This window comes from Nocardia brasiliensis, assembly GCF_042691675.1.
GTDB classification, from domain to species: domain Bacteria; phylum Actinomycetota; class Actinomycetes; order Mycobacteriales; family Mycobacteriaceae; genus Nocardia; species Nocardia brasiliensis_D.
The window spans coordinates 6,500,473-6,526,654 of sequence record NZ_CP170507.1; the positions used below are offsets into that span (position 1 = coordinate 6,500,473).

General features: G+C 67.0%; 21 protein-coding genes. 17 read left to right on the forward strand and 4 right to left on the reverse strand.

Annotated elements, in window-relative coordinates; genetic code table 11:
* The first annotated feature begins 31 nt into the window (after positions 1-31).
* Entirely contained in the window at positions 32-433 is a 402-nt protein-coding gene (locus tag ACFK0J_RS29930) for a PaaI family thioesterase (protein WP_378732960.1), read from the forward strand.
* Positions 434-486: 53 nt separating this feature from the next.
* Here ACFK0J_RS29930 and ACFK0J_RS29935 read toward each other — a convergent pair whose 3' ends face one another.
* The gene (locus tag ACFK0J_RS29935) at positions 487-1,224 is read right to left on the reverse strand and encodes an MAB_1171c family putative transporter (protein ID WP_378732962.1); all 738 of its coding nucleotides are present in this window, start codon (positions 1,222-1,224) and stop codon (positions 487-489) included.
* A 727-nt stretch (positions 1,225-1,951) separates the two neighbouring features.
* On the opposite strand from ACFK0J_RS29935, the gene ACFK0J_RS29940 reads away from it, so the two are divergent.
* Together ACFK0J_RS29940 and ACFK0J_RS29945 are read left to right on the forward strand one after the other, a co-directional pair.
* Positions 1,952-3,460, forward strand: coding sequence for an MFS transporter (locus ACFK0J_RS29940; protein ID WP_378732964.1), 1,509 nt, complete (start codon positions 1,952-1,954; stop codon positions 3,458-3,460).
* Positions 3,461-3,486: 26 nt separating this feature from the next.
* Complete coding sequence (locus ACFK0J_RS29945; RefSeq protein WP_378732966.1) at positions 3,487-4,245, forward strand: TetR/AcrR family transcriptional regulator; 759 nt, start codon at positions 3,487-3,489, stop codon at positions 4,243-4,245.
* 93 nt (positions 4,246-4,338) lie between these two features.
* Here ACFK0J_RS29945 and ACFK0J_RS29950 read toward each other — a convergent pair whose 3' ends face one another.
* The gene (locus ACFK0J_RS29950; RefSeq protein ID WP_378732968.1) at positions 4,339-4,887 is read right to left on the reverse strand and encodes an ester cyclase; all 549 of its coding nucleotides are present in this window, start codon (positions 4,885-4,887) and stop codon (positions 4,339-4,341) included.
* A gap of 458 nt (positions 4,888-5,345) precedes the next feature.
* Between ACFK0J_RS29950 and ACFK0J_RS29955 the strand changes: the two genes are divergently transcribed.
* Genes ACFK0J_RS29955 through ACFK0J_RS29985 form a run of 7 tightly spaced genes read left to right on the forward strand, consistent with a single transcriptional unit; the run spans position 5,346 to position 18,615 of the window.
* A complete protein-coding gene (locus ACFK0J_RS29955; RefSeq protein WP_378732971.1) occupies positions 5,346-11,687 on the forward strand; it encodes an SDR family NAD(P)-dependent oxidoreductase in 6,342 nt (2,113 codons plus the stop codon).
* On the forward strand, positions 11,684-13,117 hold the full coding sequence (locus ACFK0J_RS29960) for an aminotransferase class I/II-fold pyridoxal phosphate-dependent enzyme (RefSeq protein WP_378732973.1): 1,434 nt from the start codon (positions 11,684-11,686) through the stop codon (positions 13,115-13,117). The genes ACFK0J_RS29955 and ACFK0J_RS29960 overlap by 4 nt, the downstream gene beginning before the upstream one ends.
* Positions 13,114-15,114 (forward strand): CRTAC1 family protein, encoded by a 2,001-nt coding sequence (locus ACFK0J_RS29965; RefSeq protein WP_378732976.1) that lies wholly within the window; start codon positions 13,114-13,116, stop codon positions 15,112-15,114. The genes ACFK0J_RS29960 and ACFK0J_RS29965 overlap by 4 nt, the downstream gene beginning before the upstream one ends.
* A complete protein-coding gene (locus tag ACFK0J_RS29970; protein ID WP_378732977.1) occupies positions 15,114-16,319 on the forward strand; it encodes an enediyne biosynthesis protein in 1,206 nt (401 codons plus the stop codon). Before ACFK0J_RS29965 ends, ACFK0J_RS29970 begins: the two co-directional genes overlap by 1 nt.
* On the forward strand, positions 16,316-16,810 hold the full coding sequence (locus tag ACFK0J_RS29975; RefSeq protein WP_378732979.1) for a flavin reductase family protein: 495 nt from the start codon (positions 16,316-16,318) through the stop codon (positions 16,808-16,810). The genes ACFK0J_RS29970 and ACFK0J_RS29975 overlap by 4 nt, the downstream gene beginning before the upstream one ends.
* Positions 16,811-16,828: 18 nt before the next feature.
* Positions 16,829-17,794: a DUF1702 family protein gene (locus ACFK0J_RS29980; protein WP_378732981.1), complete on the forward strand. Its 966-nt coding sequence runs from the start codon at positions 16,829-16,831 to the stop codon at positions 17,792-17,794.
* Positions 17,795-17,805: 11 nt separating this feature from the next.
* Complete coding sequence (locus tag ACFK0J_RS29985; RefSeq protein ID WP_378732983.1) at positions 17,806-18,615, forward strand: SDR family NAD(P)-dependent oxidoreductase; 810 nt, start codon at positions 17,806-17,808, stop codon at positions 18,613-18,615.
* A 63-nt stretch (positions 18,616-18,678) separates the two neighbouring features.
* Here the strand turns inward: ACFK0J_RS29985 and ACFK0J_RS29990 are convergent, their stop codons facing one another.
* Positions 18,679-19,116, reverse strand: coding sequence for a DoxX family protein (locus ACFK0J_RS29990; RefSeq protein ID WP_378732986.1), 438 nt, complete (start codon positions 19,114-19,116; stop codon positions 18,679-18,681).
* A gap of 99 nt (positions 19,117-19,215) precedes the next feature.
* Here ACFK0J_RS29990 and ACFK0J_RS29995 point away from each other — a divergent pair, with 99 nt between their 5' ends.
* The 7 genes from ACFK0J_RS29995 to ACFK0J_RS30025 all read left to right on the forward strand — a co-directional run bounded on the left by ACFK0J_RS29995 (position 19,216) and on the right by ACFK0J_RS30025 (position 25,154).
* On the forward strand, positions 19,216-19,782 hold the full coding sequence (locus tag ACFK0J_RS29995; protein WP_378732988.1) for a TetR/AcrR family transcriptional regulator: 567 nt from the start codon (positions 19,216-19,218) through the stop codon (positions 19,780-19,782).
* Between the two features lie 111 nt (positions 19,783-19,893).
* Positions 19,894-20,271 carry a hypothetical protein gene (locus ACFK0J_RS30000; RefSeq protein WP_378732990.1) on the forward strand — a complete coding sequence of 126 codons (378 nt, stop codon included), beginning with the start codon at positions 19,894-19,896 and terminating at the stop codon, positions 20,269-20,271.
* Between the two features lie 193 nt (positions 20,272-20,464).
* The gene (locus ACFK0J_RS30005) at positions 20,465-21,226 is read left to right on the forward strand and encodes an SDR family oxidoreductase (RefSeq protein ID WP_378732993.1); all 762 of its coding nucleotides are present in this window, start codon (positions 20,465-20,467) and stop codon (positions 21,224-21,226) included.
* Between the two features lie 102 nt (positions 21,227-21,328).
* Positions 21,329-21,796 carry a response regulator transcription factor gene (locus ACFK0J_RS30010; RefSeq protein ID WP_378732995.1) on the forward strand — a complete coding sequence of 156 codons (468 nt, stop codon included), beginning with the start codon at positions 21,329-21,331 and terminating at the stop codon, positions 21,794-21,796.
* 308 nt (positions 21,797-22,104) lie between these two features.
* A complete protein-coding gene (locus ACFK0J_RS30015) occupies positions 22,105-23,391 on the forward strand; it encodes an MFS transporter (protein WP_378743143.1) in 1,287 nt (428 codons plus the stop codon).
* A 268-nt stretch (positions 23,392-23,659) separates the two neighbouring features.
* Positions 23,660-24,313, forward strand: a complete 654-nt coding sequence (locus ACFK0J_RS30020; protein WP_378732997.1) for a hypothetical protein — start codon at positions 23,660-23,662, stop codon at positions 24,311-24,313.
* A 421-nt stretch (positions 24,314-24,734) separates the two neighbouring features.
* Entirely contained in the window at positions 24,735-25,154 is a 420-nt protein-coding gene (locus tag ACFK0J_RS30025) for a hypothetical protein (RefSeq protein WP_378732999.1), read from the forward strand.
* Between the two features lie 244 nt (positions 25,155-25,398).
* Here the strand turns inward: ACFK0J_RS30025 and ACFK0J_RS30030 are convergent, their stop codons facing one another.
* Positions 25,399-26,163 carry a 3-oxoacyl-ACP reductase gene (locus ACFK0J_RS30030; RefSeq protein WP_378733001.1) on the reverse strand — a complete coding sequence of 255 codons (765 nt, stop codon included), beginning with the start codon at positions 26,161-26,163 and terminating at the stop codon, positions 25,399-25,401.
* Between the last annotated feature and the right edge of the window lie 19 nt (positions 26,164-26,182).

The following is a 26,182-nucleotide window of genomic DNA, read 5'->3' on the forward strand; positions in this document are numbered from 1 at the left end:
CAGGCGCGGCGCATCGGGCAGGATCACGACCATGATCGACGAGACAGGCACCGCGCTTTTCCACCAGACCATGCCGTTCACCGAGCAGCTCGGCGTCGAGGTGCTCGAGCACGGACCCGCACTGGTGCGCAGCCGCATCGCCTGGGACGAGTCGTTGTGCACGGTGGGCGGTGTCGTACACGGCGGCGTGCTGATGTCGTTGGCGGATGCCACCGGCGCGGTGTGCGCGTACTTGAATCTGCCGGAAGGTAAGCAGGGCACCACCACGGTCGAGTCGAAGACGAACTTCGTGCGCGCGGTCCGCTCCGGCTACGCGACGGCCTCGTCCACGCCGCTGCACGCGGGGCGCTCGTTCATCGTGGTGGAGACCGAAATTCGCGATGACGCGGACAAGCTCGTCGCGAAGGTGACCCAGACCCAGGCCGTGCTGTAGGCCGAAACGCGACGACAACGTTCGCCCCCTCGAGTGCGGACGCCGTCTCGCGTTCACGCCTTCGTCGTGCCGCCGACCAGTGCCCGGCCGGATATCGCGGGCAGCCGCAGCGGGCCATGGTCAGGTGACCGTTTCGACCACGCCATGGCCAGGTCGAGCAGTTGCCGCAGATCGGCGTCGAAATCGTTGCCCGCCCTCGGCAACCGCGGGACGGCAGCGGAATCGGTGGGCGCCACACCCGCTTTCCTCGCCTGGACCGCGTAGTCGAGTCGCCGCACGTAATAAGCCATGTCGCCCGCGGGACCTGGCTGGCCGGGTGAGGCATCATTGCCAACGGGCGCGGCGTGGAAGTAGGGCCCCAGTTGTAATAGTGCATCGCGTATTTCGACGGTCATCCGGAACAGTCGGCTGGGGCCGCCGTCCTGGATCCTGGCCGGTGGCACCGGCGGCATCACTATCTGGGGCACCGCCGCCGTGAGGTCGCGCCAGAGTGGCAGCAGCCGACGGCAGCGGCGTCCGTCCCGGTCCCAACCGGCCCGGACGAGCAGGCTACGGATCACCGGCACGCCGAGAAACGCCGCGTCATTGACGATGCAGATAGTGAAAGCCAACTCCATGCGCAACGGGTGGGATCCCAGGGGCGACGAGCCGATGGCCAACTGCACCAACGAGATCGACCAATTGACCGCCAGCACGACGTTGCCGCCGATCAGGCCGTAGCAGACGAACTTCGCCCGTCCGGTGAGGTCGCCGAACCTGATCTCGCGGACGCACCACCGATCGCCGGCCATGCGAGGACTCCGGTGAGCGGGGCGGCCATCGGTCGAGCGTATCGTCCGCCGGTTCGATCGGTCCATGCTCCGGCCCGGCCAGCGGGCCGGGACGGCAGCGTAGAGCATGCCGGTTTCAAGATCAATCCCCCAACTCTGCTCTCCAACAAGATCATTCGTTTGCTCGTCGGATCGGCGTCGCTCCAGGTATGCTACCGACCAGTAGTTAGCTAGTTGGATGGACGACAGAGGACGTGAGGGACGACCGCTGCGGAAGCGGTAGGCGAAGGTAGTTGTCGGCAAGCTACCGAACGCGGCATCGGTGCCTTGGGGTTGGGGCGTATCGGACCGCCGGCCGTGACGGACCACTGTCCGTCACACTTCTCGTTGTCAAGTGTCACAACGAGATTGGCGGAGCTGCGAAAGCCGGAATGCGACAAACCATTTCGGAGAACCAGGGTGGATGTTACACTTTGTCACCAAGAGTTTCAGTGACGACCTCGGTTCCGACAAGCGCCCTACAGGGCGCTACTCCTCTTCGTAGCCTGCGAACGCGGCTCCACGCTTCCTGTATCGCCCGCTGTTCGTGCGGCAAGGACCGGAGATATCTGTGCGCGACCAAAGACATCTCGATACATCAATCGAGCAACCCGATGGCGAATCTCCCTCGGCACCCATTCGGCGGCGTAACCTCGCCTTCTGGTCAGGTCTCGCCGCAACCAGTCTAGGAACCGCACTGCACTTCCCGATGTACTGGGAATCCAGGCACATGGGCTACCACATGGCGGATATGCCGATGGATGCCGCCATGATCAGCGGAATGGTGCTGATCGTCATCGGCTTGGTGGTCACCGCCTACGGCCTGGTTCCCGTTGGGGCGCAACGGGACAAGGTGGCGAATCTGCAGGTGCGCGCGCTCGACGACGCCCCGATCAACCGGGTGCACGTCGTGCTGCTGCTGGTGATGGCCGCCGCCATCACGATCGACGTCATGAAGCCGACCACGCTGGCGTTCGTCGTGCCGGGCATGGCCAAGGAATACGACCTGCGCACGGCAACCAATCCCGGCGGCAGCCTGCCCGCCGCGCTACTGCCGCTGGCCGGCATCACCGGTACGGTGATCGGCTCGTTCCTCTGGGGTTGGCTCGGCGACCGGATCGGCCGCAAGGCGGCGATTCTGCTGGCCGGCGTGTTCTTCGTGGCCACCTCGGTCTGCGGGGCGATGCCGAGCTTCGAGCTGAACCTGCTGATGTGCCTGCTCATGGGCATCAGTGCGGGTGGCATGTTGCCGATCGCGTTCACCCTGCTGGCCGAGACGATTCCGGCCCGCCACCGCGGCTGGCTGATGGTCCTGATCGGCGGCGATATCGCGGGCGCCTACGTCATCACCAGCTGGCTCTCGTCCACCATCGGCGACACCTACGGCTGGCGGGTGATGTGGCTGATCGGCTTCCCGACCGGTTTGCTGGTCATTCTGCTGACCCGATGGGTCCCCGAGTCACCGCGCTTCCTGCTCGCGCTCGGCCGTCGGAAAGAGGCCGAAGACGTGTTGCGCGTCTATCACGCGTCCATTGTCCCGGTCGAAAAGTCGGAACTCGCCGTAGAAGCGGGCATGAAAGCCGGGTACCGCCGATTGTTGCAGGCGCCGTTCGCCGGCATCACGACCGTGCTCGTGCTGGTCGGCCTCGGTGTCGGCCTGGTGGTGTACGGCTTCCAGCTCTGGTTGCCGACGAACCTGCGCCAGCTCGGGTACAGCGGTGTCTCGGCCGATCAGATCCTGCGCGACTCGGCGCTGATCGGGTTCCCGCTGAATTTCCTTGTCGCGTATTGCTATCACCGGTCCTCGAAGTGGACGATGGTGACGTTGAGCGCGATGCTGGCGGTCTCGCTGTTCGGGTTCGTCGCCTTCGGCGACAGCGTCGCGGACAACAAGGCACTGCTGTACGCGCTGCTCATCCCGCCGATCTGGGGCGCCAGTTCGGTGGTCGCCGTGCTCATCGCCTACGGCGCCGAGGCCTACCCGACCCGAATACGCTCTCGCGGTACCGGTTTGGCGGCAGGCATGAGCAAGGCGGGCGGCATCATCGTGATCGCGCTCGTGGTGCTCGCCGTGGCCACCCCGTCGATCTCGACGACCGCGCTGATCAGCGCCATACCGATGACCATCGCGGCGGCCGCCGGCATCGCCTTCCTGATCGAGACGCGGCGGCGCTCCCTCGAGGAAATCACCGCCGAGGAACTACGCGTGGCCGTCTGAGCTGTGCGGCCAACTGAACGGAAGCCATGAGCGAAGGGACGGCTGGGGGGATGATCACCGAATTGACTGCGGCACAGCATTCTTCCGCAGAGGCCATGAGCACCGCGCTGCGTGACCGGCTGATCGACGCGACCGTGCAGGTGGTGTCGACCGAGGGTCTGCACGCCCTCACGGTGCGCCGGGTGTCGAGTATGTGCGGGGTGTCCACGATGGCCGTGTATTCCAACTTCGGCGGCATGCCCGGCCTGATCCGCGCGGCGGGCTCGGCGGGCTTCGCCCTGTTGGGTGCGCGGATGGACGAATTCGGGGTGACCGATGACCCCATCACGGATCTCCTGGTACTCGGGCTGGTCTTCCGCGACGAAGCCCAGCGCCGACCCGAGCTGTTCCAATTGATGTTCGGCACCGGGTCGCAGCGCATCGACATGAAGATCAATCGGGGCAACGTCCTTGTTGCCGAGAATGATTCGGAGTTCGAGCACTACCAGGAAACATTCGACCACGTGGTGGACGCGGTGCGCAGGGCGCAGGAGGCCGGCCTGATCGATACGCCGGACGTGCGCTCGGCGGCGGCCCAGCTCTGGATGGGCCTGTTCGGCTTCGTCCAGTTGGAGATGGCCGGACACCTCGGCGACGAGGGCCTGTTCGAAGTGCTGGTGCCCGCGATCCTCAATCTGCTCGTCGGCATGGGCGCCACCCTGGACGACGTGGGGACATCACTGATCCAGGCAATGGAACGATTCACCGCCGAAGCGGACGATCCGGCCGTTCCCGAGCCGAGCTGACCCGGGAACGGCCGAACCGACCAGGAACGCCGAACCGACCGGGAACGCCGAACCGACCGGGAACGCAGAGCCGACCGGGAACGCAGAGCCGACTCAGAACGGCAGCCGGGAACGCACCCGCTGAGCGCGTGCCATCGCGCGCTCAGCGGTGCTGCCGCGTGGCGGCATCAGTCCGAGTTGCAGCAACATTTCCGAGAGATCCCAGGTCGCCTGGCTGCGCCAGATGAGTCCACCGCGGAACTGCCAGATGTCGATCACCAGCAGGTCGATCTTCTTACCGGTGGCGGCGAACCCCGGCGGGTCGATCGGGCCGAGGTGGGTGCCGGTCATCCGCCAGGGCACCACCGCCGCCTTGCCTTCGGCGGCGAGCAGCGGCGGAAAGGGATTGGTGTAGGCCACATCCGGAAACGACCGCACCGTGTCGGCGACGAATCCCTCGACTCCCGCGCGTCCGACGACCTGCTTACCCAGTGACGGGTCGTACCACATGGTGTCTTCGGTGGCACATTTCGCGACGGCCGCGCCGTCGCCGCTGTTCCAGCCCGCGATATAGCCCTGGGTGAACTCGGCCAGCCAGGCCGCGCTTTCGATAACCTCGGCCTCCGGCTCGATGCGGAACTGCCCGGTGCTGTACGGATCCACGACCAAACGCCTTTCGCCGGAAACACATTCGCCGGGTCATCATAGCCGCCCAATTCAACGACGAGTCAACCTCGCGGGCAATATTTATGGCAGTTCTCCGGTATAACAACGTCATTCGGTCAATAACATCGTCATGGCGGAACGGGCGCCCACCGATAACCCTGTAATAACAGCGGAATAATGGCGTCATGCAGCGGCGATGAAGCCGCAATGAGCCCTCTGACAAGGGCTTTCATAGTTGACTCGATGAACAGTATTGACCATAGATAAGCCTGCCTCCTACCATGGGTGGACACAGATCTCCTACCACGGAACCAAATTCACACCGGACGCGGCAGCCGATTACAGAACCCGGCAAGCGCATTATTCCGGTGCCCTCCAAGACAATTCGAAGGCGCGTCTGCAATGGCGCAGTTGTCCGCCGTTATTCGATGTCGCGACGTCCAGAGGACTTTTGCATGCCTGCTATAGCAATTGTCGGTATAGGGTGCCGATTTCCGGGCGGAATCGACGACCCGGCCAGTTTCTGGGATCTCGTCCTGCACAAGGGCGACGGGATTGTCGAGGTGCCGAAGGACCGGTGGAACCTGGCGAAGTTCTACGATCCGGACCCGGACGCGCCCGGCCGGATGTATACCCGCCACGGTGGATTCCTGACCCAGTCGCTGTGGGAGTTCGACGCCGAGTTCTTCGGCATCTCCCAGCGCGAGGCGGCCATCATGGATCCGCAGCAGCGCCTCTTGCTCGAGGTGGCCTGGGACGCGCTCGACGATGCGGGCATGGCGGGCAAGGTCAGCGGGCGTGAGGTCGGCGTCTTCGTCGGCGGCTTCATGAACGACAACGCTCTGGTGCGCAGCGGATCGATGGCCCGAGCCTCGATCAACAGCCATAGCCCGACGAGCGCATCGCACACCCTGCTGTCGGCCCGCATCTCGTTCCTGCTCGACTTGCTCGGTCCGACCATGACCATCGACACGGCCTGCTCGTCGTCGCTCGTCGCACTGCATCAGGCCGTGCTCGCGCTGGAGGCGGGTGAGTGCGAGACGGCCATCGTCGGCGGCGCGAACGCGATGCTGCGGCCCGAGACGTTCATCTCGATGTGCAAGGGCCGCTTCCTTTCCGTCGACGGCAGGTGCAAGACCTTCGACGCGACCGCCGACGGCTACGGTCGTGGCGAAGGCGCGGGTGCGGTCATCGTCAAACCACTCGACGTGGCGCTGCGCGACGGCGACCGGATCTACGCGGTGGTGCGCGGCAGCGGGGTGAACCAGGACGGGCGCACGCTGGCCATCCCGGTGCCGAACCCCGTTGCCCAGGAGGCGCTGGCCCGGCGGGTACACCGGATCGCCGGCATCGAGCCGCATCAGGTGGGCTATGTGGAGGCGCACGGCACCGGGACCTCCGTCGGCGATCCGCTCGAAATGAACGCCCTCGGTACGGTTTACGGCGCGGTCGACGGCCGCACCGAGGACCTGATCGTCGGCTCGGTCAAGAACAACATCGGCCACACCGAGGCCGCCGCGGGCGTCGCGGGGGTGATCAAAGCCGCGCTGACGCTGCACCACGGCACCATCGCGCCGCAACTGCGACTGGACAATCCGAACCCGGAGATCCGGTTCGACGAACTGCGGCTGCGGGTGCCGATGGAGCCCGAACCGATGCCGAGCATCGACGACCGAGCCGCCGTCGCGATCAACAGCTTCGGTTACGGCGGCACGAACGCGCACGTGATCCTGGAGCAGGCGCCCACCGTCGTTCCAGTCGACGACGCACGGCCGCAACCGTTTCCCGTGCTCGCCCTGTCGGCCCGCAGCGACACCGCGCTGCGCGAACTGGCCACGGCGGTCGGCACGCTGGCCGAGACGGTCGACACACCGACCGTGACCGAGACGCTCTGGGCGCGGCGCGCGCACCATCCGCTGCGCGCCGCGTTCGCCTACCGCGACGACGACGATTTGCGTGCGCAGTTGGCGGAATTCGCGAGCGGCGGCGGACAGTCGCCCGCCCGCGCCCTGTCCGAGGCCGGGCCGGAGCCGATCTTCGTCTACAGCGGCATGGGCCCGCAGTGGTGGGGCATGGGCCGCGGCCTGTTGCAGGCCGGTGGCCGCTTCGCGGAGGTCGCGCACGAGATCGACGAGGTGTTCCGGCCCATCGCCGAATGGTCGATCGTGGCGGAATTGCTGCGCGACGAAGCGGATTCGCGGATCACCGGCACCGCCTTCGCCCAGCCCGCCAACTTCCTGGTACAGGCCGCACTCACCGCGGAACTGGCCGAGCTCGGCATCCGGCCGTCCGCGGTGGTCGGCCACAGCGTCGGTGAGGTGACCGCCGCCTATGTCTCCGGCGCGCTGTCGCTGCACGACGCGCTGCTGGTCAGCTACCACCGGTCCAGGCTGCAGGCCACCACCGCCGGTAGTGGCGGCATGCTCGCGGTCGGTTTGCCCGAGGAACAGGCCCTGCAACGGCTGGCCGATATCGAGGGCATCTGCGTCGCGGCGGTCAACTCCGCGACCGCGGTCACCCTGGCCGGCGACCTCGACGCGCTACATCGGCTACGCGAAACCCTCACCGAGGAGGGCATTTTCGCGAAAGCGCTGCGGGTAGAGGTGCCGTATCACAGCCATCTGATGGATCCGATTCTGGACGAGCTGCGCTCGGTACTCGCGGGTCTGCATCCCACCGAGGCCCGAATCCCGGTGTGGTCCACGGTGACCGGTGCCGAGCTGGCGGGCCCCGAATGGGACCGCGAGTACTGGTGCCGCAATGTGCGCGAACCGGTGCGCTTCGCCGACGCCATCGGCGGGCTGCTCGAAGCGGGCAACCTGGCGTTCCTCGAGGTCGGGCCGCACCCGGTACTCAGCGGCAACATCCGCGAAGCGCTCGTGCAGCGCGGGCTCTCCGGCGCCGCGGTCAGCACCTTGTCGCGCGACGCCGACGACCAGGAGAATCTGCGCCGGACCGTCGTCGACCTGTATCGCGCAGGGGCCCTGGATGTTTCGCAGATACCCGGTGCGGGTCCAGCCGCGGTCGGCCACCTGGATCTGCCCAGATATCCCTGGCAACGCCGGGTGCTGTGGACCGAGGATCCGGTGACCGAGCGCGACCGTGCGGGCGCCACCGCCGGGTACGCCATGCTCGGCGAACGCACCGACGCCACCGCCTCGGCCTGGGAAGTGCAGCTGTCGGTGACGAACCTGCCGTGGCTGCGCGACCACGTGGTGGAAGGCTCGGTGGTGCTGCCCGGCGCCGCCTACCTCGACGCCGCGCTCAGCGCCATCGCGGCCCGCACCGGTCGCACTTCCTTCGGCCTGGAGGCGGTCGAGTTCGCCGCCCCACTGATCGTCGGTCAGCACGACGTGCCCGTGCTGCGCGTCGATGTGGAGGAGACCACCCATCGGTTCACCGTCCGCTCCCGCGCGGCCACCGAAACCACCTGGACCCTCAACGCATACGGTCGCCTCATCGAGGCGGACGTGGACGCGCGAACCATCGACGTCGCGCCGCCGACCGACGCGGTCGACATCCCCGCGGATCTGCTCTATGAGGGTCTTGCCGCGCACGGCCTGGCCTACGGACCATCGTTCCGCCTGGTGGACACCGCGCGGGTCGGCCAGGACGGCGTGCTGGCCCGGCTCGACCTGTCGGTGCTGCCGCAGCCCGCCGCCCCCGCGCTGCCGCACTTGGCGCATCCGGCGGTCGTCGACGCCGCCCTGCAATGCTTCGCCGCATTGTCCGCGCGTTCCTCGGGCGACGTGCCGGTGGTCGTGGTGCCCGCCGCGGTCGCGGCGGTGCGCTGGTCCGGGCTGCTGCCGGACGACGAGGCCTGGGTTCGGGTGTCGAGGTCACCCGGCGACCCGCTGCTCGCCGACATCCATCTCGCCGGCGCGGACGGCCGCGTCGTGTTGACGATGTCGGGCGTGCGGTTCGCCGAGATCTCGGCCCGCCAGGATGTCTTCGACCAGCTGGACGAGGTGTTCTACGAGCCCGTGTGGTCGATCGTGGACGACGCCGAGACCACGGTCGAGGCCGACGCCGCGGCACCGGCGGAATTCCTCATGGTGATCAGCCTGGGCAGCACGGTGTCGCAGCGGGCCAAAGAGCTGGCCGCAGTACGCACCTCCAGCGAGTTGCTCAATGTCAGCGCCGAGGACAGTACCGACGCGGACCGCGTGTTCGCGCTATTGCGGGCCGCCCACGAGCGGTCCGATATCGAGCGCAGCCGTCTGGTGGTCGTGGCGAACGGGGAACTCGACCCGGTACGCAACGTGTACGGCCTCGTCCTTGTCGCACAGGCGATCAGCCGCCTGCTGGCCGAAGCGGCCGACACCCCGCCCGAGGTGCGCGGTGTCGTGGTGACCGAGCAAGCGTTCTGCCTGCCCGTCGACCGATTCGCGAACATTCCGCACACGGCACTGACCGGCGCGCGGCGTACCCTGCTCAACGAACAGCCGCACGCGCGCTGGCGGCTGATCGACGCCGAAGCCGGCACCCCGGCCACCGATATCATCGGGCAGGTCTTCGCCGACGACGCCGTCGCCGCCCGCGCCGACGAAGTCGCGCTGCGCGCGGGCGCGTGCTGGGCCGTGCAGCTGCGGCACACGCTGCGCGACCAGCTGGCGACCTGGGACGCCACCGCACCGCTCACCGACCCCGAAAAGTCGTTCACCCTGGAGATTCCACGCTCCCGGCTGCTGTCGGAGCTGTCCTGGCGCGAGGTCGACCGGGTCGAGCCAGGTCCCGGTGAGATCGAGGTCCGGGTGGACGCCGTCGGTGTGAACTACAAGGACCCGCTCAAAATCCTCGGCGTGCTCACCGAAAAGGAGCTGGCCGGAACGTATTTCGGCACCGTGGTCGGGATGGAGGGCGCGGGTGTCGTCGAACGGGTCGGCCCCGGCGTCACCGAGGTCGCTCCCGGCGACCTGATGTCGCTGTGCAGTCGCGGCATGCTGACCCGCTACCTCACCATCCGCCCGGACGACGGCGCGACCCAGCGGATGGATATCAACCTGGACAACGAGTTCGATCCCTGCCACTGCAGCTCCGCGTTGCCGCTGCTCACCGCGGAATTCACGCTCGAAGAGCTGGCCCGGCTCCGACCGGGCGAAACCGTGCTCGTGCACGGCGCGGCCGGCGGTATGGGCATGGGGGCGGTGCAGGTCGCGCGGCGGATGGGCGCCCGCGTCATCGCCACCGCGAGCACCGAGGAGCGGCGGGCGATCGTCCGCGAGCTGGGTGCGCAGGAGGTGTTCAATTCGCGCTCGGTCAGCTTCGTCGACGACGTACTCCGGCTGACCGAGGGACGCGGTGTCGACGTGGTGTACAGCTCGTCACCCGGCGAGATCCTGCACCAAAACCTGCGGGTGGTAGCCGAATTCGGCCGGATCATCGAGCTCGGCAAGGCCGACATCTACACCGGCGGCGCGATCGACCTGCGGCCGTTCGACCGCAACATGTCGTTCTTCGCCGTCGACATCGACCGGGCCCTCGCCACCCGCCCGGAGCTGGTCCGTGCCGCGTCCCGGCGGGTGATCCACGCGCTCGACACCGAAGTCTATAAAGCCTTGCCCTACACCGCGTTCGGCCCGGACGACGTATCGGCGGCATTCGAGTCCGTGGTGCGGTCCGCGCAGATCGGCCGGGTCGTGATCGATCTGCGCGCGGAAAACCCGATGGTGCGGGCGAAACTGCCGCAGGTGCACATCGATCCGGCCGCCGCCTATCTGATAACCGGTGGTTTCGGCGCCTTCGGCCTCGCCACGGCGCGCTGGCTGGTACGCGAGGGCGCACGCCGGCTCGTGCTGGTCGGCCGGCAGGGCGCCGCCACCGACGAGGCCCGAGAAGTCCTGGCGGACTTCGCCGAAGCGGGCGTGGTGGTGGTCGAGGAGCGGGTGGACGTGTCGGATTACGACGCGGTGGCGGCGTTGATCGAGCGCAGCAACGCCGAGGGTCATCCGCTGCGCGGTGTCTTCCACGCGGCCGGCGTCGTCAACAACCTGGAGATTCCGCAGATCACCATCGAATCGCTGGAAGCCATCTTCGGGCCGAAGGTCGCGGGCGCCCTGAATCTGGACAACGCGCTCACGGCGGCCGGGATCGACCTCGACTTTTTCGTGCTCTACTCCTCGGCGAGCAGCATCGTCGGCATCAACCCGCAATCGGGTTATGCCGCCGCCAATTCGGTGCTCGACACCCTCGCCGCCGCCCGGCGCGCACGTGGCGCGGCGGCGCTCGCGGTGAACTGGGGCTTCATGAGCGGCGGCGGCATGGCCGACTACGAATCCGTCACTCGATACGCCGAGCTCACCGGGTACCGGTCGGTGGAGATGGACATCGCGACCGAGCAACTGCGGGAATGCCTTCGGATGGATACAGCGCAGATCGCGCTGCTCGACGTGGACTGGGGGCAGTGGGCGACGGTGCACCGTCCGTCGGCTCGCACGCCCCGGTTCGGCGAGTTGGTCAGCGCGGCGGGCGGCGCGTCCGGTGTCGGCGCACTGCGCGCGGAGATTCTGGCGCTGAGCCCCGAACAACGCGGTGAGGTGGTGGCGTATCTGCTCGTCGAGCAGCTCGCCGTGGTGCTCGGGGTCAGCGCGGACACGGTGGACCTGGACACCCCGCTACCCGACCTCGGCATGGACTCACTGATGGGCATGGAGTTCGGCGCACGGGTGGTGAAGGTGCTCGGCGTGCAGATGTCGGTGCTCGCCGCGATCGGGCTGACCCTGCGCGGCCTCGGTGCCCGGCTCGCCGAACAGATTGCGCAAGAGGAGGACCGAATGGCGAGGAGCGATACCGAATGACCATCGATCAGAACGATTCGCGCGAATTGGCGCGCGCGTTACTGGCCAAGCACAGCGACAGCGGAGCCGACAACGGCAACGCGGCACCGAACGGCGCCACGAAAGCCGCTGCTGGGCAGGGGAACACTGGTGAAAGCGGCGGCAACGGCAACGGGTCGGCCGACCGGGTGACGACGTCCTTCCGTGACCATCCCGGCGTGCTGGAGGCCGGTCGGCGCTTCGGTCGCTTCGACGAATGGCTCCAGCAGATGGGGCTGCCGAATCCGTACTACCTGCCGCACGAGGGCGTCAGCGGCGCGGTGACCCGGATGGCGGATCGAGATGTGGTCAACTTCAGCAGTTTCGGCTACCTCGACCTGGCCGCGTCGCCGCGCGTGCACCAGGCCGCCAAGGATGCCATCGACCGCTACGGGACCTCGGCCGCCGCCGTCCGCATCGTCGCGGGCGAGCTGCCGATCTATGGCGAGTTGGAGCGCGAGCTCGCGGCCATCTACGACACCGACGCCGCGATCGTCACCGCGAGCGGCTATCTCACCAACGCCGCCGCGATCGGCTTCCTGCTCGGCAAGCGGGATCTCGCGATCTGCGACTCGCTGATCCACAACAGCATGGTGGCCGGTACCGAGTGGGCCAGGTGCAAGCGAGTCAACTTCCGGCACAACGACCCCGAGTCGCTCGAGGCGATCCTGAAGATGTCGCGGCGCAGCTTCGATCGGGCACTCGTCCTGATCGAGGGCGTGTACAGCATGGACGGCGACGTGGTCCGGCTGCCCGAGATCATCGAGGTGGCCCGCAAATACAACTGCTCGATCATGATCGACGAGGCGCATTCGTTCGGTGTGCTCGGCGAAAAAGGGCTCGGCGTGCGCGAGCTGTTCGATCTCCCCGGCGACGCGGTGGACGTCTGGATGGGCACGTTGTCCAAGGCGATCGGCAGCGTCGGCGGCTATCTCGCCGGAAACCGGGAACTGGTCGACGGTTTCAAGTACGTAGCGGGCGGACTCAGCATGTACACGGCCTCGCCCGCGCCGTCGGCCATCGCGGCGGCGCTGGAAAGCCTTGCCGTGCTGCGTGATGAACCCGAGCGGGTCACCACGCTGCGCGACAACGCGACGTACTTCCACCGCCGGGCCCGCGAAAGCGGTTTCAACACCGGCACTTCGGAGGGCACACCGATCACGCCGATCATCACCGGCGCCGACGAACCCGCGGTGCTCGGCGCGGTGGCCATGTTGCAGCGCGACTTCAGTGTCAACGCCATTTCCCATCCCACCGTGCCCGCGGGTGAGGCCCGGCTGCGCTTCTTCATCAACTGCAGACATACCCGAGAGCAGTTGGACCAGGCACTGGTGACGCTGCGCGAGGTATTGGACGGACTCGCAAACACCGCGGGACAGCAATCCACTCTCTTCCAGGAGGAGCACTCGTGAAAATCCCCATCAATAGATCGCTCCTCCGCAAAGCTGTGGTGCCCGCGGTCGCCCTCCTGCTGATGGGCGCCTTGTTCATCCCGGCACGCAGTGCGCTGCTGCCCACCTATGACGAGGCGGGTGGACCGATAGCCAGTCGGTTCGACTTCACCGCGATGCCCATCGCCATGCCGGAGGGGGTACGCACCGATCGCAAGATCCGCGACGTACGCAAGCCCTACGAGAACCTGTCGGCCTGGATCTCCTCGATCGGCGCGTCCGCCGCGATGAACGACATCGACGGCAACCGCCTTTCCGACGACCTGTGCATGGTCGACGTCCGGTCGGACTCGGTGTACGTGACGCCGACCCCGGACAGCAACACCAGCCGGTACCAGCCCTTCGTCCTGGACGCGGCGCCGCTGCGGATAGACGAGGCCTCGGTGCCCTCGGGCTGTGTTCCCGGCGACTACAACGCCGACGGCCGGACCGATATGCTCGTGCACTTCTACGGCCGCACCCCGATCATCTACTTGCAGCGCGCGAACGCGACCAAGCTGGATGCCAAGGCCTTCCGCCCGATCGACCTGGTGCCGGTACCCAATACCGAGGACGGCGACTACCACGGTCAGCGCTGGGTCACCGCCGCCGTCGCCATCGCGGACTTCGACGGCAACGGAACCACCGACATCTTCATCGGCAACTACTTCCCCGAGATGGATGTGCTGAAAGAAGACGGTCGCATGGCGCTGTGGATGACCGACTCGTTCTCCAATGCCCTCAACGGTGGTGGCAACCGGGTCTTCACGCTGGACAGTGCCAAGTCGGGCGACGAACCGTCGGTCGATTATCGAGAGGTGGACCACCCGTTCCCGATCGGCAAGTCCTCCGGGTGGGTGCTGGCCGCCGCGGCCACCGACCTGACCGGTGATCAACTGCCAGAACTGTACGTGTCCAACGACTTCGGAAAGGACCGGCTGTTCGTCAATCAGTCGAAGCCGGGTGACATCCGATTCGGCTTCGCCGAAGGCCAGCGCGGTTGGACGGATCCGAAATCCTATGTGATGGGCAAGGATTCGAACAAGGGCATGGCCGCCGACTTCGGTGACCTGAACGGCGACGGCATGCCCGACCTGTTCGTCAGCAATATCGCCGCCCGGTTCGCGCTGATGGAGGGCCACTTCGCCTGGTACAACACGGCGAAGAACATCCCCGACGCCGCGGCCAAGCTCGCCGATGGCATCGCCCCGTTCGAGAACCGCGCTCCCGATGTCGGATTGGCTTGGGAGACTTGGGGTTGGGACGCCAAGATCAACGACTTCGACAACGACGGCCGCAACGAGGTGATCCAGTCCACCGGGATGATCAAGGGTGAGACCAACCGGTGGCCGCAGATCCAGGAAGTCGGCACCATCAACGACGAGCTGGTGAAGTACCCGCAGGCGTGGCCGGTCATCGGTGCGGACGCCGATCTGTCCGGTAGCGATCCGATGGGCTTCTTCAGCCAGGACGACAACGGCAAGTTCGCCAACCTGACGCACGCGCTCGGCATGGACGCTCCCATCCCGTCGCGCGGCATCGCCATCGGCGACACCACGGGCAACGGCGCGCTCAGCTTCGCGGTGGCCAGGCAGTGGGCGGATCCGGTGTTCTATCACAACAATCGGGCGAAGAACGGGCAGCACCTCGGGCTGAAGTTGGTCAAGCCGACCAACCCGGGCTCCCCCGCCACCACGGTCGCCGGACTCCCCGTGCTCGGTGTCCCGGTGCTCGACGCGCAGGTGGAAGTGCGCACCCCGGACGGCAAGGTGCACACCGGCCACCTCGACGGCGGCAGCGGCCATACCGGAAAGCGGGCCACCGAAGTGCATCTCGGCCTCGGCAATGTCGATCCGTCGACACCACTGAATGTGCTGCTCCGCTGGCGCGACAAGAGCGGGCCGCACGAGCAGACGATCCAGCTCACGCCGGGCTGGCACACGGTGAACCTCACCTCGAACGCTCAGGAGGTCAAGTAATGAGCGACCAGGACAAGCCAGAACCCGGCGCCAACGGTAAACCGGACGCGCCCCCACCCGCCGACACCACCAGCAACATCGCCGGAAACGGTAGTGCCGAAGGCAAAGCGGGTGCCGAAACCAACGGCGGTGTCGAAGCGAACGGCGACGGGCACACGACGCACGCCGCGGAACGGATCGCCGCCCTCCAGCGGTCCGGCAGCGAGTTCGCCAAGGAGTGGGTGGAAAAGCCGCCGCCGGAGAAGGACAAGCGCTACCTCGCGCTGCGCAACTTCGCCATCTCGATCACCATCTTCAATCTGATCGGGTTCCCGCTGCTCGGTTTCGAGCAGCCGTTCCTGTGGCCGTTCATCGCGCTGGCCACCGCGTACAGCGTGGAGATCGGGCTGGAAGTCCTTGCGGCGTGGGCATACCACCGGGCTCCCGCCTTCATGGGCCGTGGCCCGCGCGGGTTGTTCGAGTTCTTGCTGCCCGCGCACATCACCGGTCTCGCGTTCAACTTCCTGACCTTCGCGCACGATCGGATCTGGCCGGTCATCTTCGGCGTCACGGTCGCGGTCGGCGCGAAATGGGTGCTGCGGGCCAAGATCAACGGCAAGATGCGGCACTTCATGAACCCGTCCAACTTCGGGATCGTGGTGGCCATCCTGGTGTTCCCGATGATCGCGGTGGCGCCGCCCTACCACTTCGTGGAGTACATCTCGGGTCCGGCGGACGCGCTCATCGTGCTCGGGCTGTTGATGAGCGGCACGCTGTTGAACGCCAAGCTGACGCTGAAGATGCCGCTGATCTTCGCGTGGGTCGCGGCATTCGTGTTGCAGGCGGTGGTACGCGGGGTGATCGATCCGAACATCTCGATCCTCGCCTCGCTCGGTGTGATGACCGGTCTCGCGTTCGTCCTGTTCACCAATTACATGGTCACCGACCCGGGCACGACGCCGATGGGCAAGAAGTATCAGATGATGTTCGGCGCCTCGGTCGGCATCATGTACGGCGTCGTCACCGCACTGAACATTTCCTATGGCCTGTTCTTCGCGCTGGTGATCGTCTGTGGTGCCCGCGGCGTGTACTGGTGGACAAAGGGAATCGCCGAATGGTGGCAGCAGCGGTCGGCGGCGCCCAGCGTGCCCGCCGAGCCCGTGCTGGTCGGCGCTCCGGCCGCGGCCCCGGCGTCCGCACCGGCGAAGGAGGCGGCACGCCCATGACCAGCAGCGCCGAGCTGCGCCGCGTGCTCGGCGCGTTCACCACCGGAGTCACGGTGATCACCACCGGATGGCCACGGCCACATGGGATGACCGCCAACGCGTTCACCTCCGTCTCGCTGGATCCGCCGCTGATCCTGGTCTGTGTAGCGCACACGGCCAGGTTGCATCGGTCGATCCAGGAGGCGGGCGCGTTCGCGATCTCGGTGCTCTCGGCAGCGCAGGAGCCGATCGCGCGCTACTTCGCCGACTCCTCCAGACCCGATGGCACCGCCCAATTCCGGCAGGTGGAGTGGTACGAGGGCCCGCACACCGCCGCGCCGATGCTGGCGCGGACGGTGGCGGGCCTGGAATGCAAGCTCGACACGATCCACGACTGTGGCGACCACAGCATCGTCATCGGCGAGGTCGTGCACGCCGAACGCGACCCCGCGCTGGCCGCCGCGGGGGCGCTTGCCTTCTACGACGGCGGCTACCGCCCCTTCATCCCCTGAAGAACGGAGAACCCTGTCATGCCTTCACCTTTGGGGCCGCTGCGCGCGGCCTTGTTCGTCCCGAGCCCGGCCAGCGTGCGAAGGGTTATGCAGGGATTCGAACAGTCGAATCCGACCGCCGCACTGGAGTTGGAGCAGGTGACCATGCACCTGGTCGGCGGCATCGACAAGGCCGTGCGCAGTTCCGACAACGCCGAGTTGGTCGCCGCGCTGGCACAGGTGCCGGTGAAGTACCGCGGCTTCGCCTATGAGGGCGCCGCCGTCGGTCTCACCGCCATCGACTCGCTGTCGCCGGGTCATCGGGCCGCCGATCTGATGGTCGGACCCGAGTCCAAGATCCACGACCTGACCATGGTCGTCGGAGTCGGGCTCGCACTCGCGAAGATTCCGAAGCCCCGATGGAAGAAGCTTTTCCCGCAACACCCGCTGTACCGCTGGCTCGCGGTCGACGGATACGGCTTCTACAAGGCGTTCTTCCAGAAACGGCGCTACGTGGACAACCAGCACGTCGACACCCGTTACCCGCGCTGGATGGGTGACCGCGCCAACCTACAGCGCATCGCGGACCACGGCTTGGGCCGGGCGCTGTGGTTCATCGGTGGGGGCAATCCGGTGCGGGTGGCCGAACTCGTCGGCGGGTTCGCCGAGCACCGGCGCGCCGACCTGTGGAGCGGTGTCGGCATCGCGGTGACCTTCGCCGGTGGCGTGGAACCCGCTGATCTGGCGCAAGTCTGGGAGCTCGCCGGGCAGTACCGGCCGCGGCTCGCGCTGGGTTGCGCGATGGTGACCAAGATCCGGCAGCAGACCAACAGCACCAACGAGCACAGCGAGGCGGCCGCCCAGGCCTTCTGCGGGCACTCGGTCGCGGAAACCGATGCGCTCATCGACGATTCGCTGAAGGGACTGCCCGAGGACGGTTCGTCGACGACCTATCTGCTGTGGCGTGATCGGATCGCCGAGATCGTCGCCGCGAGCCGGACCTGAGGGGTCGCGCGATGACCGGTCGCAACGGCACGCGGTGGTCCGGGAAGCACGTCATCGTGACCGGCGGATCGGAGGGCATCGGCGCGGCGGTGGCGGCCGCGTTCGCGCGGCGTGGTGCGCAGGTGTCGGTCATCGCGCGCCGCAAGGTCGCGCTGCGCGACACCGCGATGCGCATCGGCGGCGACTGGGCCGTCGCCGATGTCACCCGCCGGGACCAACTCGCCTCGGCCATCGCCGAATTGGAGGGCAAGCACGGTCCGTGCGCGGTGATCGCCTGCTGCGCCGGGCTCACCCTGCCCGGCCGGTTCCTGGAGATCGACGCGGACGAATTCGAAGTACAGATGGCGGCGAACTATCTCGGTGCGGTGCACGCGGTGCGGGCCGTGCTGCCCGGAATGGTCGAAAGGTCCAGCGGCAACGTACTTCTCGTCAGTTCGACCTCGGCCTTCCTCGGTATCGTCGGGTACAGCAGTTACGGACCGACCAAAGCGAGTGTTCGGCAGCTCGCGCTGTGCCTGCGGTATGAGGCCGAACCCGCGGGCGTGGGGGTGACGGTCATCTACCCCGCCGACACCGACACGCCGGGATTGGCCAGGGAGAATGTCCGGAAACCGGTGGAGACCAAGGCGATTACCGGCTCGATCGAACCGCTGTCGGCCGAGCGGGTCGCCGAGGCCGCGGTGCGTGGGATCGAACGCGGGCGCCATCACATCGCGTTGGATCCGCTGACCCGGTTCTTCCTGGCGTGGGCGAATCTGCCGGAGGACATGGCGCGCCCGTTCATGCGGCGCACCATCGCCAAGGCGCGCGCCACGCTCTGAACCCGCACGCGATAAAGCCCGCCCGCGCAACGTCCTTCGTCGCGCGGGCGGGCTTTCGTGTGCTCAGCCGAAGAGGACGACGCCCAGGGCCGCGATGAAGATCAGCTGGACCAGGGCGCGCAGCGGCAGCGGCATGGTCTTGATGCCGATGTCCGCCTTCGCCGCGCGAATGTTGGCCGGGAACATCGCGACCATCATCGTGACCAGCGCGGCGGCCGCGCCGGTGGACGTGGCGGGGATCAGCAGGCCGACCGCACCCGCCAGTTCGAGGACGCCGGTGATCGCGACCAGTGCCGCCGGGTTGGGCAGCTGCGTCGGGACCATCGCCACCAGGGCCTCGCGGCGCGGCGAAAGGAAGTGCGCGCTCGCGGTCAGGACGAACATGGCCGCGAGGCCGAGTGCGATGGCGTGCGGCCACGAATCGAGCCACTCGGGTCCGGCCAGCCAGCCGATGAGCCGGGCGGTTGCGGTGACGACGGCGAGGACAACCAGCGGTGCCATCGGGATCTCCTGTGTTCTAGCGATCAATCTTGACGCTGGAAAGATTAGGGCTCAGGGCGCAAACTTGTCAATGACAAGATTGTCCGGCACCATCGACGCATGGCGAAGAGCGGCTATCACCACGGCGATCTGCGGGCCACCATCCTGGCCGCGGCGGCCGACCAGATCGCGACCGACGGCGTCGACGCGGTGTCCCTGCGCGAACTGGCCCGCCGGACAGGCGTCTCGCACGCCGCCCCCGCACACCATTTCGGGGACCGCGCGGGGGTGCTGACCGCGCTGGCCATCGAGGGCTTCGAACTGCTCGCCGCCGCATTGACCGACGCCGGGGCCGACTTCCGCGAGGTCGCCGTCGCCTACATCCGATTCGCGCGGGAACACCCGGGGCACTTCGACGTAATGTTCCGGCACAGCCTGTTGCGCGCCGACGATCCGCGCCTGCACGAGGCCCGCGCCCGTTCCGCGAGCGCCCTGCGTTCCGGCGTGTCCGTCATCCACCCCGACGACGTCGAGCGGCAGCAGGCCACCCAGCTGGCCGCCTGGTCGCTGGTGCACGGCTTCGCCGCCCTGTGGCGCGAAGGGGCACTGGATAATTCGAGCCTGGCCGCGGGCGCCGACCCGGAGTCGCTTGCCCGCCGTATGCTCGCAACCGTGCACTTCGACTGACCCGGCAAACCCCGCCGCCCGACAGCAAATCCCGGACAACGCGAACAACCGCCGGGCGCGTACGGCACAGTGGGGCACCAGGATTGCGGAAAGGAGCTGGCGCCACTACCGGTGGACGCCGTCGACACCATGGACATCCATGCTTACCCGACCGAGTGCACCACGCCGGTGACGCTCGCCGAAGCGGAACGTCTCGCCGAGCGCTACCTGTCCTTCGATGACGATGCCGGACGCGGGATCACCAACCGGATCACCGAATTCGACAGCTGTTTCGTCGTCGTCGCCATCTTCGTCCCGCCCGCGTCCGCCGAATCCCGCACTCCCCCAACCCCGCTGCCCATCGGCGGCACAGTGAGCACCATCGACAAGGCCACCGGCGCCATCACCCTCTGGCCCACCTACCCACCCGACCTGGTCGCCGAACACCACGAGGCCGCATTACGGGCGGGCCGCCTGATCATCGAGGAAACCTGGCCCGCCAACAGTTGACCACGCGAACGGGCACCGCTAGCCCCAGAGCGTCCGCACGGTTCACAGCGTGTCCGCACGGTTCACAGAGCGTGTTGCCGCTGTGGGGTTTACGGAAGGTCTGTGAGTCCAATCCTCGAACGTGTCACATATGGGCGCGCTCGGTGGTCATATCCGGAAGGGGCACTTTCGGTCCGGAGGAGATGGGACAACCATGACTGCGACGATTTTGGTCACCGGTGGTACCGGCACATTGGGGCGGCATGTGGTGCCGCCGCTGGTGAAGGCCGGGGCGAAGCTGCGGCTGTTGAGCCGGAAGGCGCACGAATCGGCGGATGACATCGAGTATGTGACGGGTGATCTGCTGACGGGCGAGGGGGTGGCGGCGGCGGTCGACGGGGTCGAGGTCGTGCTGCACCTCGCGGGCGGTCCGAAGGGTGACGATGTGGCGACCCGGCATCTGGTGGACGCGGCGGCGCGGGCCGGGGTGCGGCACCTCGTCTTCATCTCGGTGATCGCGGCGGACAAGATTCCGCTCGGCTACTACAAGAACAAGACGGCGGCGGAACGGATCGTCGCCACGTCGGGTGTGCCGTGGACGATCCTGCGGGCCGCCCAATTCCACGATCTGGCCTTGACGGTACTGCGCACGCTGGCAAAGCTGCCGGTGATCCCGATTCCGCGCGGGGTGCGGTTCCAGCCGGTCGATTCGCGCGACGTCGCGGCTCGGCTGGTGGAGTTGACGTTGGGCGAGCCCGCCGGACTGGTGCCGAATCTGGCCGGGCCGAAGGTGTACGAGTTCGGCGACGTGGTGCGCGATTACCTTCGGGCGAGCGGCAAACGGCGGCTGCTGATACCGGTGCGCTGGCCGGGAAAGACGGGCAAGCTGTACCGCACGGGCGCGAACTTGACCTTCGAAAACACCCAGCAGGGGCGGCGAACCTGGGAAGAGTTCCTGGCCGAGCGGCAGAGCTGAGAGCCGAAGCCGCGGCGGCACAACCTCATCCGCAGGGGTGAGACGCGGATCAGTCCGGAGAGTGAGGCGACGGCGGGCGCGGGCAGTCGAGACTGATTCCTTGTGAGCCCTACCAGTGCGATCGCCCCGGCCGCGGGTGATGACGACGCGACCCGGCGTGGAATCCAACGGGTCGAGCAAATCCCTTCCGGCACGGTCGATCCCCCCTCCGAACCCGTCGAGGCGATCGCCGACCCGGTCGAGCTGCCTCGGCGCGGCGGGCTGGTCTTGCTCACGCCGATGGTGACCCGGCGCCTGATCACCGAGCTCGCGCACCGCGGCCACCCGCGACCGGAGCTGGCGCGCCGCCTCGGCGAGTTGACCGAGCGGGAGCGAGACACGTTGCGCCAGCTGGCCCGTGGGCTCTCGAACGCCGAGGTCGCCGCGGCCATGAGGGTCAGCGAACACACGGTGAAGACCCACGTCAGTTCGGTGCTGACAAAGCTCGGTCTGCGCGATCGAGTGCAGGCGGTGGTGTTCGCCTACGAGGCAGGCTTGGTGATACCCGGCGGCCTCGCCGAAACCGGTTGACTTGCCACCCGGCTGTACGCCCTCGGCGGCGAGCAGGCGCTGTTCGATAGCGGCTCCGTTATACATTCGTGATCATCTTCACATTCACCCACTCCGCCGCAGGTAGGAAGTGCGGAAGCGGGGTTGAGCCCCAGGGGTCGGGGTTTGCGCCGAGTGAAAGCTGGGTATCGGAGTGTTTCGTGCCCAGTCTCTGGTGTCAGAACCCGGAGATGGAAACGAAGTCCGTCTGACGGGCTGGAGAGGACGTGCACGTGACTGACGGGGACCCGGAGAGTTTTCCACTACGGCGATCGGTCGCCGCTTCCGCGATGGGCAACGCCACCGAATGGTTCGACTACGGCGTGTACGCCGCAACGGCCACCTATCTGACCGACGCCTTCTTCCCCGGTGAGCTCGGCACGCTCGGCACCATGCTCGGTTTCGCCGTTTCGTTCGTGCTTCGCCCGCTCGGCGGCATGGTGTGGGGACCGCTCGGCGACCGGATCGGCCGAAAAGCCGTGCTGGCCACCACGATTCTGCTGATGGCCGCGGCCACCGGTGCCATCGGCCTGCTACCCACCCACAGCACAGTGGGCGTGTTCGCGCCGATTCTGCTGATCACCCTTCGGGTCGTGCAGGGATTCTCGACAGGTGGGGAATATGGCGGCGCCGCAACATATCTGGCCGAATGCGCCAGCGACAAGAAACGCGGCTTCCTCGGCAGCTTCCTCGAATTCGGCACGCTCGCCGGGTTCGTCGGCGGTTCGGCGACGGTGCTCGCCTGCCAGCTCGTGCTCGGCTCGGACGCCATGCACAGCTGGGGTTGGCGTATCCCCTTCCTGATCGCGGTCCCGCTCGGGCTGACCGGCTGGTACCTGCGCTCACGCCTCACCGAAAGCCCGGTATTCACCGAAGTCGCCCACGAAAAGCATCCGCCCGGCGGTCTGCGCGAGCTGGTGACCACTTACCGCCGGGAAACGCTCACGCTGGCCGGACTGGTTGTCGCACTCAACGTCGTGAACTACACGCTGCTCACCTATCAGCCGACCTACCTGCAGAACACCATCGGCATGGGCGAGTCGGACACCACCGCGATGATGTTGATCGGCCAGACGGTGATGATGCTGGTGTTGCCGTTCTTCGGACGACTGTCCGACCATGTCGGGCGCCGCCCCTTGTGGCTGTTCTCGCTGATCGGCCTCGCAGTGCTGGCTGTCCCGATGTATTGGCTGATGGGGCGGGGAACCGTGTGGGCCATCACCGGCTTCGTCGTTCTCGGACTGCTGTACATCCCGCAGCTGGCGACCATCAGTTCGACCTTCCCCGCGATCTTCCCGACGCACGTCCGCTACGCGGGCTTCGCGCTGGCCTACAACGTTTCGACGGCGATCTTCGGCGGCACCGCGCCGCTGGTCAACGAGGCGGTCATCGACGCGACCGGCTGGTCGCTCTTTCCGCCCGTCTACATGATCGGCGCCAGCCTCATCGGCCTGGTCGCCTGGTGCTTCCTCCGCGAAACCGCTGGGACGTCGCTACGGGGCACCGCAGTGCCCGACGCGGGCGATTCGCTGACACCGGCGTCGCTCATCCCCGCCAAAGCGGCCATAGCGCCGTAGCACCCCAGTTACCGAACGGGACATGGCTGAGCGCGTTCTCGACGCGTCGACCATGTCCCGTTCGTTGTGCCGATGCCGATTGGCGGGTTTGATTTTCGTTTGATTTGGGAATGGCTCCGGCTGCGGATAAATGGCCGGACTCGATTAATCCAATTTCGGTAGTGACTTGCCTGCGCTACCGGCATCCTCCGCATTTTGCTCGGTCAGCACTAACGTGTTGAACGTTTGATCAGCATGTACCACTTCGAAACGAGAAGGGGCTACACATATGATTTGCAAGATCGGAGCCGCGGCCGCCGCAGGGCTGACCGCGACACTTTTGCTAACCGGTGCCGCCGGGGCGAATACATTCCAGCCGGATCCATTGATCGGCGGATTCACGATGGTCAGCCAGAACGAAGACGAGAAGCAGGCTGAGCCGAAGTGCCCGGACGGCAAGCAAGACAAGAACGGCACCGAAAACCCGAACGGGTCGCAAAACCCGAACGGATCCGAAGACGAGGGCACCGAGGAGAGCCAGAGCAGCCCGACCGTCCCAGATCAGACTCCTCCAAATGGAGCCGCCCCGAGTGGAGCCGCCTTCCCGCTGGACACCGGCAGCGCCGCCCCGGCCGCCAACCAGCCGAACGGCACGGCGACCAAGCCGGGCGACGAGGACGAGAAGAAGTGCCCTGATACTCCCGCTACCGACGAGGGCACGACGGGCACCGGAACCGGCACCGGAACAGGGAACGGGACCGGGACCGGGAACAGCACGGGCACCGGAACAGGGACAGGGACCGAGAACAGCGCCGACGCTGAGACGGGAACGGGCACCGGAACCGGCACCGGCACCGGCACGGGAACGGGACCGGGAACGGGCACCGGAACCGGGACGGGTACCGGAACGGGCAACAGCGGCGGCACCGGCGCAGCCAACTGAGACTCACTGCGATGCAGTAGTCACGACTGAACAGACGACCGGCTCGGCCTGAATGGCCCGCCGACAACCTTCGCCACCACCGCAGTGGCTGCCGCCCATCCAGGCGGTAACGGCGTCGACGCGAGGCCGAATCTGTTCGCGGTCGTCGCCGAGCCCCGCGCTCGGCGACGACACGCCCGGCCACCGCGAGCAACCCCAGCCGCACACCCTTCGTGTCAGCCGCACACCCTCTTCGGGGTGTGCGGCTGACACGAAGGGTGTGCGGTTCCGATTTTGGGGATGGCGGGCCGGAGGTATATGAGCACGTCAGAGGGTTTTCATACCGACCAGTTTTGCTCATTGTGATGTGAGCCACTATCGTGTTGAACGTTTGATCAGCATGTACGCATGTACCACTTCGAGATGAGAAGGGGCTACACACATGAATTACAAGATCAAGATCGCGACCGCGGCCGCCGCGGGACTCACCGCGACACTCCTGTACAGCGGGGTCGCTGGAGCTCAGCCGGCGCCGACCCCACCCGGAGCAACCCAGCCGGGCGCACAGGGCGGCCTACAGGGCGGTGTGCAGGCAAACCCCCAAGGCGGCCTGCAAGGTCAGGGCGGCGCGCAGGGTGGCACGCAAAGCCCCCAGGGCGGCGCGCAAGGCGGGACCCAGGGCGGAGTACAGGTCGACCCGCAGGGCGGCGCACAGGGCCAGGGCGGTGCGCAAGGCGGTGCACAGCTTCCGAACGTGCCGAATGTGCCGAACCCGCTGCCCAACGGCAACGGCGGCGCACCCGGCCTGCCGTCCTTGCCGGACATCCCCGGCATGCCGGACCTGAATAGTTTTATGCCGTGAGCAAGCTAGTCGTCGGCCCGCACCACGGCGCATCCGGCGGCTGAGCGAAAGTCGTTCCGTCCGGCATATTCATCGACAGTTCTCGTCTCCGCCACAGTGATGGCAGCCGCCCCGCCAGGCGGTAAGGGTTAGGGCGTCGAAGCGGAATCGGAACCGTTCCGCGTCGTCGCCGAGCCTGTGCTCGGCGACGACGCGCACCGGCCCGCTCGGCCCCTTTCATACCTCGAGCCGGGAAGGATGCGCCCTACAGCGGCGTCACATAGGCGCCGGAAATGCCGCCATCCACCAGGAACTGGGATGCCGTGATGAACGACGCGTCGTCGCTGGCGAGAAAGGCCACGGCGGCGGCGATTTCCTCGGGTTCGGCGAAGCGCCCGGTCGGGATGTGCACCAGGCGGCGGGCGGCGCGTTCCGGGTCCTTGGCGAACAGTTCTTGCAGCAGCGGCGTGTTCACCGGGCCGGGACAGAGGGCGTTGACGCGGATACCGTTGCGGGCGAACTGAACTCCGAGTTCACGACTCATAGCCAGGACGCCACCCTTGGACGCGGTGTAGGAGATCTGCGAGGTGGCGGCGCCCATGACGGCGACGAAGGACGCGGTGTTGATGACCGAACCTTTGCCGCGTTCCAGCATGTGTCCGATGGCGTACTTGCTGCACAGGTAGACCGAGGTGAGATTGACCTCCTGGACCCGACGCCAGGCGTCGAGCCCGGTGGTCAGGATCGAATCGTCTTCCGGCGGTGAGATACCCGCGTTGTTGAACGCCACGTCGAGCCCGCCGTAGGTGTCGACGGCGGCCTGGAACAAGGCTTCGACCTGCGCCTCGTCGGTCACGTCGACCTTGACGTACAAGCCGTCGACCTCGGCGGCGGCTGCCTCACCGGTGGTGGCGTCGATGTCGGCGACGACAACCTTCGCTCCCTCGGCGGCGAAGCGGCGGACCGTGGCGAGGCCGATGCCGCTCCCGCCGCCGGTGACGACGGCGACTCGGTCCTGTAAGCGCTGCAAGGCATCTCCTGTCGGTATG